We start from the raw sequence: 12,546 nt of genomic DNA, 5'->3' as shown, positions 1-12,546 counted from the left end.
TGCCCGCGTCAGAAGCTCAGTTCGGGTGGGTCATGGACAGGACATCCAGTGCCGCGTCGAGCTGCTCCTCGGTGACCTCGCCACGCTCGACGTGTCCGAGCGCCACGACGGCCTGGCGGACGGTGATGCCCTCGGCGACGGCGTACTTCGCGACCTTCGCGGCGGCCTCGTAGCCGATGACCCGGTTGAGCGGGGTGACGATCGACGGCGACGACTCGGCGAAGGCCCGGGCTCGCTCGAGGTTCGCCTGCAGCCCGTCGATGGTCTTGTCGGCCAGCACCCGCGAGCTGTTCGCCAGCAGGCGGATCGACTCGAGCAGTGCCGTGCCCATGACCGGGATCGCGACGTTGAGCTCGAACGCACCGGACGCACCTGCCCAGGCGATGGTGGCGTCGTTGCCGATGACCCGCGCGCCCACCATCAGGGTCGCCTCGGGGATGACCGGGTTGACCTTGCCGGGCATGATCGACGAGCCCGGCTGCAGGTCGGGGATGTGCAGTTCGCCGAGCCCGGTGTTCGGGCCCGACCCCATCCAGCGCAGGTCGTTGTTGATCTTCGTCAGGCTGACCGCGAGCACCTTGAGGGCCCCGGAGGCCTCGACCAGTGCGTCGCGCGCGCCCTGGGCCTCGAAGTGGTCGACGGCCTCGGTGATCGGCAGGTCGGTGTCGCTCGCGAGCTGGGCGATGACCCGCTGCGGGAAGCCCTTCGGGGTGTTGATGCCGGTGCCGACGGCGGTGCCGCCGAGCGGGACCTCGGCGACGCGGGGGAGCGTCGCGGTGACCCGCTCGATGCCCAGGCGGATCTGGCGTGCGTAGCCGCCGAACTCCTGGCCGAGGGTGACCGGGGTGGCGTCCATGAGGTGCGTGCGGCCGGACTTCACGGCGTCGGCCCACAGCGTCGCCTTGGCCTCGAGGGACTCGGCGAGGTGCTCGAGCGCGGGGACGAGCGAGCGCAGCAGGGCTTCGGTGACGGCGACGTGCACCGAGGTCGGGAACACGTCGTTCGACGACTGCGAGGCGTTGACGTGGTCGTTCGGGTGCACCGCGGTGCCGCCGATGTCCGACGCCAGCGTGGCCAGGACCTCGTTCATGTTCATGTTCGACGAGGTGCCGCTGCCGGTCTGGTACACGTCGACCGGGAACTGGTCGTGGTGCTGCCCGCCGATGATCAGGTCTGCGGCGCCGGCGATGGCGTCGGCGACGGCGGGTTCGACGATGCCGAGCTCGCCGTTCACGATCGCCGCGGCGCGCTTGATGCGGGCGAGCGCCACGATCTGGGCCGACTCGAGCCCGGTGCCCGAGATGGGGAAGTTCTCGACCGCGCGCTGGGTCTGGGCGCGGTACAACGCCGACTTCGGCACCCGCACCTCGCCCATGGTGTCGTGCTCGATGCGGAACTCGGTCTCGGTGGTGTCGGTCACGTCGTCGTGGTCCTTCCTGGGGTGCTGGCCGGACGCGGTCGCGTCGGGGGACTGCGCCGCCGCACGAGGTCTCCGTGGGTCACGGAACCGGCGCCGGGCGTCTCGTTCGACTGTACCGGTGCGACGGATGTGGGACGTGTGGGTGCGGCGCCGAGGGGGGCGTCAGGCGTTGCCGACCACCGTGTCGATGGTGACCTCGCCCGTGCCGAGGTCGTAGGTCGCGCCGACGACGGCCAGCCGGCCCTCGGCGATCGCGTCGGAGACGGCACCGGAGCGCTCGAGCACCTGGCGGAGCGTGGCCTCGAGGTGGGCGGCGCCGATCGCCTCCTGCGGGAGCTCGGCGTCGGTGGCACGGACCTTCTCGACGCTCGGGGCGATGGCGTCGACCAGGGCCTGCAGGTGCGGCGCGGGGACCGGCTCACCCGAGCGGGCGGCAGCGACGGCACCGCACCGGGTGTGGCGCAGGACGACGACGAGCGGAGTGCCCAGCGCGACGACCGCGAACTCGATCGACCCGAGCACGACGTCGTCGACGATCTGCCCGGCGTTGCGGATGGCGAAGAGGTCACCGATGCCCGCATCGAACACGTGCTCGAACGGCACGCGCGAGTCGGAGCAGCCGAGGACGGTCGCGAACGGCGCCTGCGAGCCCTGGAGCTCGGTGCGGCGGTCGGGGTCCGTGCGACCCATGCGGCGCTTGTCGGCGGCGAAGCGGGCGTTGCCGTCGACCAGCAGGCGCAGGGCGTCGGACGGGGTGGAGGCGGCGCGGTCGGGCATGGGGCTCCTCGGATCGGGTCGGATCAGGTCGAGTGGTCGGGCTGCGGGGTGTCCGGCAGGATCCGTCCGGCGGTCGCTACTGCGAGAACTGCTTGGTCACGGCCGTGGCCACGGTGCGGTACGACGAGTCGTCGGCGGTGCCGGAGAGCACGATCGTGTTGGTGCCGAACGTCGACACGAGCGAGTACGCGTGGTTGCCGGCGTCGGAGCCCTCGGCCCGTCGGTCGTAGACGGTCCACTTCGTGCCGTCGATGACGCGCGTGCCGGTCGACGGTCGCTGGTCGAGCTGGTTCGACACCCACGAGCCGTTGGCGGCCACGCCCTGCTGCAGGCTGAGGTACTGCTTGTCCGGCGTCACGAACCCGACGGTCCAGACGTCGACGTCGTCCGAGGTCTTGTCGGAGAAGTCGGCCCGGTTCGACGTGAAGCCACTCGGCAGGTCGGGGGCGGCGAGGGTGATGTCACCGACGTGGGCGTCGGCCGCGATCTGCTGGTAGTCGACGGTGCGGTCGACCGTGGTGTTCGGCCGCACGACCACGGCGACGAGGAACAGCACGATGCCGAGCGACGCGATCAGCGCGATCACGAGGTTGAAGGCCGTCTGGTGCTGGCGGCGAGCGGTGCGTGCGGCGTCCTTGCGCGCCCAGGTCTCCTCTGCCGTCTCGGGGCGGCCGAGCTCGGCGACGATCGGGCGACCGTTCGCGTCGGTCATCGGGCGGAGCCGTCCTCGGCGCTGCTGGCCGCACGGGCCGCGTCGAGCCGGGCCCGGGCTCCGACGAGCCACTCTTCGCAGCGGGCGGCCAGGGCTTCGCCGCGCTCCCAGAGCGACAGCGAGCGCTCGAGGGTCGCGGAGCCCTGTTCGAGCTCGCTCACGACGCGCACGAGTTCGTCGCGGGCTGCTTCGTAGCTCAGCGACTGGACGTCGGTCTGCTCGGGTTCCTGCTGGGATGGCACGACTCGATCCTACCGAGCGTCCACCGACTGACCGACGTGCCCGCTGCGCCTGGGGAGAACACCGGCCGGTAGGGTCGCGCCATGACGGATCTCCCCGAGGGCGTGGACTGGTACCCGGCACCGCACGGAACGAGCGCGGATCGCGACGGGCTGCCGGACCGCCCCTCGCTCGCGGTCGTCCTGCCCGGGGGCGGGTACGGCATGCACGCTCCGCACGAGGGTGAGGGGTACGCCCGCTGGCTGAACGGGATCGGTGTCGACGCGGTCGTCTTCGCGTACCCGCTCGCCCCGCACCGCCACCCGGACGCCGTGGTGGCGACCCGAGCGCTCGTCCGCGACCTGCGTGCCGGACGCTGGGCGGGCCTCCCGTCCGATCCGCGGATCGTCGTGATCGGTTCGTCGGCAGGCGGGCACCTGGCGGCCCTCGTGTCGAACGCACCGACGCCGGCCGAGCGCGCCGTGTCGGACGTCGACGACCGACCCGACCTGACGGTGCTCTGCTACCCGGTGACGTCGATGACGGACCACCCGCACGTCGGCAGCGCCGACAACCTGCTCGGACCGGGCGCGAGCGTCCGCGAGCGGTCCGCGGTCGACGCGGACCTGCTCGTCGACGACCGGATTCCGCCGACCTTCCTGTGGCACACGGCCGAGGACGAGCACGTACCGGTGACGCACTCGCTGTCCTACGCACACGCGCTGGCGCGGCACGGGGTGCCGTTCGACCTGCACGTGTTCGAGCGCGGGGTGCACGGCATCGGGCTCGCCGAGGGTCTCGGGCCGGCCGAGGCGTGGAGCACACTGGCGACGGCCTGGCTGCGCGACCGCGGCTGGTGAGCAGACCGTCGGCGACCCCGACGTGTCAGGCGGCCTGACCCGAGCCGGCGGGACCCGACCCGGCGGGACCCGACCCGGCCGAACCCGACCCGGCCGAACCCGCACCGTCCGGACCCGGTCCGTCCGGCTCGAGCGTCCCGGTCGCCGTCCCCGCGCCGAGCGTGACGTGTACCGGCGTCTGCCCGGTCAGGTCGTCGGACGACCGCACCACGCCGCCGTCGGCCCGCTGCACGATCGCGTAGCCGCGGCGCAGGGTGTCGCGCGGGGACAGCGCACGGAGCCTGGCGGTCAGGTGCCCGACCTCGGAGTGGCCCCGCTCGAGCCGACGGTCGAGCAGCTCCCGCGATCGGGAGAGGTCGCGGGCGACCTCTTCCGCACGGGTGTCGACGAGCCACGCCGTGGACGCGAGCGCCGGGCGCGACCGGAGCGCGGCGATCCGGTCGGCCTCGACCGCGAGCGTCTGCGACAACCGCAGGCCGATGCGGGCACGGGCCTGCCGGACGTTCGCGAGCTCTTCCGCGACGTCGGGCACGACGCGCTTGGCGGCGTCGGTGGGGGTGGAGGCGCGGAGGTCCGCGACCTCGTCGAGGATGGGACGGTCCGCCTCGTGCCCGATGGCCGACACGATCGGGGTGCTCGCCGCTGCTGCTGCGCGGACGAGCCCTTCGTCGCTGAAGCCGAGCAGGTTCTGGAAGTCGCCGCCGCCACGGGCGATGATGATGACGTCCACCGTCGGGTCGGCGTCGAGCTCGAGGATCGCCGCCGTGACCTCGCCCACGGTGCGCTCGCCCTGCACCGCGGTGTGGACGGTGCGGAACTCGACCTGCGGCCACCGGAGCTGCGCGTTGCGCTTGACGTCCTTCTCGGCGTCGGAGTCCTTGCCCGTGATCAGGCCGATGCGGTGCGGCAGGAACGGCAGCCGCTTCTTGCGTGCGGGGTCGAACAGTCCCTCTTCACCCAGGGTGCGGCGCAGGCGTTCGAGCCGTTCGAGCAGGTCCCCGAGGCCGACGTGCTTCATCTCGACGACCTGCATGGTGAGCGAGCCGCCCTTGACCCAGTAGTTCGGCTTGACGGCCGCGACGACCCGGTCGCCCTGCTTGATGTCCGCCGGCACCCGGGACCGCACGCTCGACCAGATCGAGAACGACACCGTCGCATCGACCTCGACGTCCTTGAGCTTGCCGTAGACGTTGCCGCCCGCGACGTTCCACTGCGTGATCTCGCCCTCGATCCACGCGGTGCCGAGCCGGTCGATCCAGTCGCGGAGCTTCGCGCCGAGGAGCGCGACCGGCCACGGGTTGTCGGCCGTCGGCGGGCCCTGTTCGATCGCCATGTCGCTCCTTCTCGTGCGGGACGTCCATCGTGCCCGACACCGGTGACAGCGGGCGCGCGGTGGGTTCTCCACCGACGGTGCCCGCGCCCAGGTCGCGTGCGTCCCGCTCACCTATCATCGGGGACGTGACGATCACCAACGGCCACACGGTCCCGCTCGCCCCTCCGCGTGTGCACGCGGCGCGTGGGCGACTGCGTGACGAGCCGGTCGCCGGTCCGAAGAAGGTGCTGCTCGCGGCACCACGCGGCTACTGCGCCGGGGTGGACCGAGCGGTGGTCGCGGTCGAGAAGGCGCTCGAGCAGTACGGCGAGCCCGTCTACGTCCGCAAGCAGATCGTCCACAACGTCCACGTCGTGTCGACCCTCGAGCAGCGCGGCGCGGTCTTCGTCGACGACGTCGCCGAGGTCCCGCGCGGGTCACACGTCGTCTTCAGCGCCCACGGCGTCTCACCGGCCGTCGTGGCAGGGGCTGCCGACCGCGACCTGCACGCCATCGACGCCACCTGCCCCCTGGTCACCAAGGTCCACCGCGAGGCCACCCGCTTCGCGAAGGCCGAGCGCACCATCATCCTCATCGGGCACACCGGCCACGAAGAGGTCGAGGGCACCATGGGCCACGCCCCCGACCGCACGATCCTCGTCAACGGACCGGACGACGTCGCCGCGCTCGACGTCCGCGACCCCGACAACCTGGTCTGGCTGTCGCAGACCACGCTGAGCGTCGACGAGACGATGGAGACCGTCCGCCTGCTGCGCGAGAAGTACCCCACGATCGCGAACCCGCCGTCGGACGACATCTGCTACGCCACCCAGAACCGCCAGGTCGCGATCAAGAAGGTCGCACCGGGCACCGACCTGGTGATCGTGGTCGGCTCCGCGAACTCGTCGAACAGCGTCCGTCTGGTCGAGGTCGCCCTGGAGCACGGGGCGAAGGCCGCGCACCGCGTCGACTACGCCGAGGATATCCGCCAGGAGTGGCTCGACGGCGTCGCCACCGTCGGTGTCACGAGCGGTGCGTCCGTCCCCGAAGAGCTCGTCGCCGAGGTCCTCGAACAACTCGCCGACGCCGGGTACGGCGCCGTGGAAGAAGTCGTGACCGCACACGAAGACCTGATGTTCTCGCTCCCCAAGGAGCTCCGCACCGACGCGTCGGGCAACCCGACGCGCGCGCTCGGCGGGCGTCGGGCATGAGCGGCGCGGACGGCTGGGGCTCGGTGCCGCAGCGTGAGCCGGGTCACGTTGACGACACGGCGGCAGCCGGCCAGGAGGCCCGGGGCACGTCCCCGACGACGGCCGCCGGTGCCGTCAGCGGCCGGGTCCACGGCCGACCCGCCCCCGCGTACGGCGAGTACGCGCCCGAGGGATGGGTCAACCCGGTCCTGGTCGAACAGGAACGACAGGAGCGCGAGCAGCAGGAGCGCGACCGCCGCCAGCAGGCGGCGAGCCAGGCCGGGCAGGACGGCGCGACCGCGTACCGGTCCGGTGCCGGTGCGCCGACCGGCACCGCGCCTCCGGGCCGACCCGGCGCAGCCGGCGACCCCACCACGGGCGGGCCGCAGCGTTCCGCGTCGACGAGCCGGTTCGGACGCACGCCCGCCGACTTCGTCCTGACGGTCGGGCTGCTCGCCTTCGGACTCATCTCCGTGGTGCAGTCCCTCGCGGTGACCAACGTCGCGTCGACGGTGCGTCGGACCCTCGAGACGCAGTACACGGCGCTGAACGACCCGAGTGCACTGAGCGGTGCCGCGGTCATCGGAGCGATCACGAACGTCGTGGTCTTCGCGCTCGTGGCGTGGTGGTCGATCCGCCGGCTCCGCGCACGCAAGCGCACGTTCTGGGTACCGATCGTCGGCGCGGTCGTGGCGACGTTCGTGAGCACCATCGCGTTCGTCGTCGTGGTGTTCCAGGACCCGCAGTTCGTCGAGTTCATGATGCGCCAGGCCGGAGCCTGACCGCCTGACCGCCGGGGTGCTCGCGGCGCCGGGGTGCTCGCGGCGCCGGTATCCGCGCGTCGAGTGGTCGCAACACCCCGCGGCCCCGCCGTCGAGCGGTCACGAAGTGTCGTCCGGCACCGGCGTGACCGACAGTTCGTGACCACTCGGTGCTGCGCGCGCGGGGAGTCGTGACCACCCCGGCCCGTGGACGCCGGCCCGTGGACGCCGGCCCGCGGACGCCGGCCAGGGCTCAGCCGGTCCGCGGACGCCGGCCAGGGCTCAGCCGGCCAGGAAGGCGGCAACGGCGCCGTGCAGTGAGGCCAGGTCCTCGACGTGCACGAGCTCGCGGACCGAGTGCATCGACAGCAGCCCGACGCCGATGTCGATCGTCGGGATCCCGAGCCGGGTCGCCGCGATCGGGCCGATGGTCGAGCCACCGGGGATCGTGTTCACGTTGACGAACGGCTGCCACGGCACCCCGGCCGTGTCGCACGCGGCGGCCCAGACGGCCTCTCCCTTGGCCTCGGTCATGTAGCGCTGGTTCGCGCTGATCTTCAGCAGCGGACCGGCACCGGGGCGCGGACGGTTCGTCGGGTCGTGCTTCTCCGGCTGGTTCGGGTGCACCAGGTGGCCGGCGTCGCTCGACAGCAGCCACGAGGCGCGGAACGCCCGGGCGGCCTCGGAGCGGGTGGCGCCGAGGCCCTCCTGCACGCGGCCGAGGACGTCCTCGAGGAACGGGCCACCGGCACCGGACGGGGTCGAGGAACCGATCTCCTCGTGGTCGAACGCCGCGAACACGGGGATGTGGTCGCCGTCGACCGGGGCGTCCACGATGCCGCGGAGTCCGGCGTGCACGCTGGTCAGGTTGTCCATCCGGCCCGACGCCAGGAACTCGCGTTCGATACCGATGCGGGCGGGGGCCTGGGTGTCGGCGAGGAAGAGGTCCCACGACACGGCATCGTCTCCGAGCCGAGCGCGCAACCACTCCACGGCCGAGGTCCCGCCGGCGTCGCCGTCCACGCCGACGATCGGCAGCGTGTGGCGCTGGCGGTCGATCTCCTTGCCGTCGTTCACCCCGCGGTCGAGGTGGATCGCGAGGTTCGGGATGCGGGCGACGGCGTCGGTGCTGACGAGCCGCACGCTGCCGTCGGCGTCGATGACCCGGCCGGCGATGCGCAGGTCGCGGTCGAACCACGTGGACAGGAGCGCGCCGCCGTAGACCTCGACGTTCAGCTGCTCCCACCCGCCGGTGCGGACCCCGGGGTTCGGCTTGATGCGGAACCCGGGGGAGTCGGTGTGTGCGCCGAGGATCCGGAACGGGGTCGTCGCCGTCGCACCCTCCGGCAGTCGCCACGCGATGACCGCACCGTCGCGGACGACGACGTACGCACCGGGTCCGGTGGGCCAGGCGTCGAGCTCGGACAGCTCGGTGAACCCGGCTGCGACGAGGCGGTCGCGCGCTGCCGCTGCCGCGTGGAACGCGGTGGGCGACTCGGTGACGAACTGGGCGAACTCGGAGGCGATGGCGTCGACGGTCACCTGCCCATCGTGGCATGCGGTGGAGTCGACCGGATGCAGAACGGGGCACGTCCGTCGGACGCGCCCCGTTCCTCCTGGCAGTCGCCCCCGGTGTCAGCCCTGGGTGTGACCGGCGGAGCCGAGCACCTTCGCGGCCTCGCCCACGCGAGCCGCCATGGCGGACTCGGCGACCTTGCCCCAAGCGCGGGGGTCGTACTGCTTCTTGTTGCCGACCTCGCCGTCGATCTTCAGGACGCCCTCGTAGTTCCGGAACATCGAGTCGGCGATCGAGCGCGTGAACGCGTACTGCGTGTCCGTGTCGATGTTCATCTTGATGACGCCGTTGCGGACGGCCTCGTGGATCTCGTCGTCGGTCGAGCCGGAGCCGCCGTGGAAGACGAGGTCGAGCGGGTTCTCGCCCGTGCCGTGCTTGGCTGCGACCGAGGCCTGGATCTCGCCGAGGAGCTCGGGGCGGAGCTTGACGCCCCCCGGCTTGTAGACACCGTGCACGTTGCCGAAGGTGAGCGCGGCGATCCAACGACCCTTGTCGCCGAGGCCGAGCGCGTCGACGACCTTCTCGACGTCGTTCGGAGTCGTGTAGAGCGCGTCGTTCGTGCCCTCGTGCTCGACGCCGTCCTCTTCGCCGCCGACGACGCCGATCTCGACCTCGAGGATCGCGTTGATGTTCCGCGTCTTCTCGATCATGGTCTTCGCGATCTCGATGTTCTCGTCGAGCGGCACGGCCGAGCCGTCCCACATGTGCGACTGGAAGATCGGGTTGCGGCCGGCGCGGACCTCTTCCTCGCTCGCCGCGATGAGCGGCAGGACGAAGCCGTCGAGGGCGTCCTTCGGGCAGTGGTCGGTGTGCAGCGCGACCGTGATGTCGTAGTTCTTCGCGACTTCGTGGGCGAACTTCGCCATCGCGAGGGCACCGGCGGCGCGGTTCTTGACCGTCTGGCCGGCGAAGTAGTCGGCACCGCCCGTCGTCACCTGGAGGATGCCGTCCGAGCCGGACTCCTGCAGGCCCTGGAGGACCGCGTTGATGGTCTGCGACGAGGACACGTTGACCGCGGGGTACGCGAACTTGCCCGCCTTCGCGCGTTCGATCATCTCGGCGTACTGTTCCGGCGTTGCGATGGGCACGTGGATCTCCTTCGACTTCGGTGATGTCCCCGCCGATCGTAGTCAGCCGGACTGGAGTGTGACTCGACGGCGGTCGGTAAGCTCGGGTCGTGACTCCCTCTACGGAAACCGGCTCCCTGTTCCTCCAGCCCGACCGCAACCTGGCCCTCGAGCTCGTGCGTGCGACGGAGGCCGCCGCGATCCGTGCGCAGCCGTGGGTCGGGCGCGGCGAGAAGAACCTCGCCGACGGCGCCGCGGTGGACGCGATGCGCAAGTTCCTCGGCACCGTGAACTTCGACGGCGTCGTCGTCATCGGTGAGGGCGAGAAGGACAACGCCCCGATGCTCTACAACGGCGAGCACGTCGGCAACGGCCACGGCCCGGCCTGCGACATCGCGGTCGACCCGATCGACGGCACCTCGCTCACCGCCGCCGGCCGCCAGAACGCCATCTCCGTCATGGCCGTCTCGGACCGCGGCTCGATGTACGACCCGTCCGCCGTGTTCTACATGGACAAGATCGCCGCCGGGCCCGAGGGCCGCGGGGTCCTGGACCTCGAGAAGCCGATCGGTGACAACATCCGTGCGCTGGCGAAGGCCAAGGGCAAGGACCTCGAGGACATGGTCGTGGCCGTGCTCGACCGTCCCCGCCACGACGAGCTGATCCGCGCGATCCGTGCGACCGGTGCCGGCACGCGTCTGCTGCTCGACGGTGACGTCGCCGGTGGCATCGCCGCGGCCCTGCCCGGCTCGACGATCGACATGTGCGTCGGCGTCGGTGGCACCCCCGAGGGCATCATCACGGCGTGCGCGATCAAGGCGCTCGGTGGCGTGATCCTCGGCAAGCTCCAGCCGAAGGACGACGAGGAGCGCGAGCGCGCCATCGCCGCAGGGCACGACCTGGACAAGGTCCTCGACCAGGACGACCTGGTCACGGGCGACAACACGTTCTTCGTCGCCACCGGAGTCACCGACGGCGTGCTGGTCGACGGTGTCCGCCGCTCACGCGGCGTCATCCACACCGACTCGCTCGTACTGCGGTCGCGGTCGAACACCATCCGCCGGATCCAGGCGGACCACCGTGCGGAGAAGTGGTTCTGATCCGCTGACGCGTCGCGCGGCGGTTCGCCCGCCGGGGCCGGGTGAGTCGCGGTTCGGACTGACTCCGCCCAACCACAAGCCGCCCGAACCGCGCAAACGCCTGGTTCGGACGGCTTTTGGTTGTGCGGCGCGCGCCGCGCGGCGCGTCGTCCGCGCGGCTCGCGCGCCTCGCGCGCCTCGTGCCGCGTGCCGCGCGTGCCGCGCGTGCCGCGCGCGGCCCCGCGTCAGTCGGCGTCGTGCACGTCGGACACGCCGACGAGCTCCGGCGCCGTCAGCAACCGCGGCTCGTCCTCGATCGACGCCGGGTCCGCGATCACCTTCGACTCGTCGAGCAACGACAACCGACGGGCGCTCGGCAGCACCTGCCGCTCGAGCGACCCCACGAACCGGTTGTAGTCGACGACGGAGCCTCGGATCGAACGACCGAGCTTGTCGACGTGCCCCGCCATCGTGGACAGCCGCCCGTAGAGCTCGCGCGAGACGCGGAAGAGCTCGTGCGCCTCTTGCGAGACGACGTCCTGTTGCCACGAGAAGGCCACCGTCTTCAGCACGGACCACAGGGTCACGGGTGAGGCGAGGGCGATGCGCTTGCGGAAGGCGTGGTCGAGCAGGCCTGGGTCGGCGGCGAGGGCGCTCGAGATGAGCGACTCGGACGGGATGAAGGCGACGGTGAGCTCGGGGGAGGCGTCGTACCCGGTCCAGTACTCGCGCGCGGCCAGGGCATCGACGTGCGCGCGGAGCGCCTTGACGTGCTGTCCGATGAGCGCCTCGCGGCGAGCACCTTCAGCGCCGGTGGCGGTCGCTGGGATCTCGGCGGCCTGCAGGTAGGCGCTGAACGGCACCTTGGCGTCGACGGCGATGGTCTTGCCGCCGGGCAGGTGCACGACCATGTCGGGTCGGGCGGTGCCGGCCGAGGTGGTGACCGAGGACTGCACGTCGAAGTCGACCCGTTCGAGCAAACCGGCGGCCTCGACCACGTTGCGGAGCTGCGTCTCGCCCCACACCCCGCGGGTGCTGTTCGACGACAGGGCGCTGGCCAGGGTGTCGGCCGTGGCGCGCAGGCGTTCCTCGGACTCGGCGGCCGACCGGAGCTGCGCGGACAGGGCGCCGTACTGCTCGCTGCGGGACTGCTCGAGTTCGGCGATCTTCGTGCGCATGACGTCGAGGGTCTGCGCGACGGGGCTGAGGGCGGAGAGCACCTTCGACTCGTTCTGGTTCCGGGCCGAGTCGGCGCCGTGCATGCGCTGCACGAGGTGCTCGAGCTCGGCCGAGCGCCGTTCGAGGGAGTCGACCTGTCGGCGGTACTGGGCGTCCTGCGCGTCGAGGCGTTCCTCGGCGTCGCGGCGGACCTCGTCGAGCCGCGTGCGGAGCGCTTCGGCGCTCGCGCGCGACGCGGCGGCGTCGACGCCGGCGCGCGACCGCGCGAGCGACCAGGCGACGACCGCACCGACGGCGATGCCGATCACGAGACCGATGACCAGGGCGAGGATCTGCATGTCGTGACCCTGGCAGGACCCACCGACACCGGGCCTCCCGGCCCACCGACACCGGG

At 71.8% G+C, this 12,546-nt stretch carries 12 protein-coding genes; 4 read left to right on the top strand and 8 right to left on the bottom strand.

Features of this window, described 5'->3' with window-relative positions; translation table 11 throughout:
• Positions 1-16: 16 nt before the first annotated feature.
• From OGL88_RS02870 to OGL88_RS02855, 4 genes are all read right to left on the bottom strand, one after another.
• Positions 17-1,420 (bottom strand): class II fumarate hydratase, encoded by a 1,404-nt coding sequence (locus OGL88_RS02870; protein WP_123294166.1) that lies wholly within the window; start codon positions 1,418-1,420, stop codon positions 17-19.
• Between the two features lie 162 nt (positions 1,421-1,582).
• Positions 1,583-2,197, bottom strand: a complete 615-nt coding sequence (locus OGL88_RS02865) for a carbonic anhydrase (protein ID WP_111084807.1) — start codon at positions 2,195-2,197, stop codon at positions 1,583-1,585.
• Between the two features lie 76 nt (positions 2,198-2,273).
• Positions 2,274-2,909, bottom strand: coding sequence for a DUF4245 domain-containing protein (locus OGL88_RS02860; RefSeq protein WP_205464082.1), 636 nt, complete (start codon positions 2,907-2,909; stop codon positions 2,274-2,276).
• Positions 2,906-3,151: an exodeoxyribonuclease VII small subunit gene (locus tag OGL88_RS02855; protein WP_111084805.1), complete on the bottom strand. Its 246-nt coding sequence runs from the start codon at positions 3,149-3,151 to the stop codon at positions 2,906-2,908. The genes OGL88_RS02860 and OGL88_RS02855 overlap by 4 nt, the downstream gene beginning before the upstream one ends.
• An 81-nt stretch (positions 3,152-3,232) precedes the next feature.
• Between OGL88_RS02855 and OGL88_RS02850 the strand changes: the two genes are divergently transcribed.
• Positions 3,233-3,988 carry an alpha/beta hydrolase gene (locus tag OGL88_RS02850; RefSeq protein ID WP_263089471.1) on the top strand — a complete coding sequence of 252 codons (756 nt, stop codon included), beginning with the start codon at positions 3,233-3,235 and terminating at the stop codon, positions 3,986-3,988.
• Positions 3,989-4,013: 25 nt separating this feature from the next.
• On the opposite strand, the gene xseA is transcribed toward OGL88_RS02850, so the two are convergent.
• A complete protein-coding gene (xseA, locus tag OGL88_RS02845; protein ID WP_263089470.1) occupies positions 4,014-5,321 on the bottom strand; it encodes an exodeoxyribonuclease VII large subunit in 1,308 nt (435 codons plus the stop codon).
• 125 nt (positions 5,322-5,446) lie between these two features.
• On the opposite strand from xseA, the gene OGL88_RS02840 reads away from it, so the two are divergent.
• Together OGL88_RS02840 and OGL88_RS02835 are read left to right on the top strand one after the other, a co-directional pair.
• The gene (locus OGL88_RS02840; RefSeq protein ID WP_374114416.1) at positions 5,447-6,511 is read left to right on the top strand and encodes a 4-hydroxy-3-methylbut-2-enyl diphosphate reductase; all 1,065 of its coding nucleotides are present in this window, start codon (positions 5,447-5,449) and stop codon (positions 6,509-6,511) included.
• Positions 6,508-7,272, top strand: a complete 765-nt coding sequence (locus OGL88_RS02835) for a DUF6264 family protein (protein ID WP_263089469.1) — start codon at positions 6,508-6,510, stop codon at positions 7,270-7,272. The genes OGL88_RS02840 and OGL88_RS02835 overlap by 4 nt, the downstream gene beginning before the upstream one ends.
• A gap of 261 nt (positions 7,273-7,533) precedes the next feature.
• Here the strand turns inward: OGL88_RS02835 and OGL88_RS02830 are convergent, their stop codons facing one another.
• Both OGL88_RS02830 and fbaA read right to left on the bottom strand, forming a co-directional pair.
• Positions 7,534-8,793, bottom strand: coding sequence for a M18 family aminopeptidase (locus OGL88_RS02830; protein WP_263089468.1), 1,260 nt, complete (start codon positions 8,791-8,793; stop codon positions 7,534-7,536).
• Positions 8,794-8,886: 93 nt separating this feature from the next.
• Positions 8,887-9,915 carry a class II fructose-bisphosphate aldolase gene (gene fbaA / locus OGL88_RS02825; protein ID WP_263089467.1) on the bottom strand — a complete coding sequence of 343 codons (1,029 nt, stop codon included), beginning with the start codon at positions 9,913-9,915 and terminating at the stop codon, positions 8,887-8,889.
• An 89-nt stretch (positions 9,916-10,004) separates the two neighbouring features.
• On the opposite strand from fbaA, the gene glpX reads away from it, so the two are divergent.
• Complete coding sequence (gene glpX / locus OGL88_RS02820) at positions 10,005-10,994, top strand: class II fructose-bisphosphatase (RefSeq protein WP_123673052.1); 990 nt, start codon at positions 10,005-10,007, stop codon at positions 10,992-10,994.
• Between the two features lie 224 nt (positions 10,995-11,218).
• Here glpX and OGL88_RS02815 read toward each other — a convergent pair whose 3' ends face one another.
• On the bottom strand, positions 11,219-12,490 hold the full coding sequence (locus tag OGL88_RS02815; RefSeq protein WP_214546860.1) for a DNA recombination protein RmuC: 1,272 nt from the start codon (positions 12,488-12,490) through the stop codon (positions 11,219-11,221).
• Positions 12,491-12,546: the final 56 nt, after the last annotated feature.

This window comes from Curtobacterium sp. RIT-PI-V (assembly GCF_025642935.1).
GTDB lineage: Bacteria > Actinomycetota > Actinomycetes > Actinomycetales > Microbacteriaceae > Curtobacterium.
This window is presented reverse-complemented; position numbering and strand designations above follow the sequence as displayed.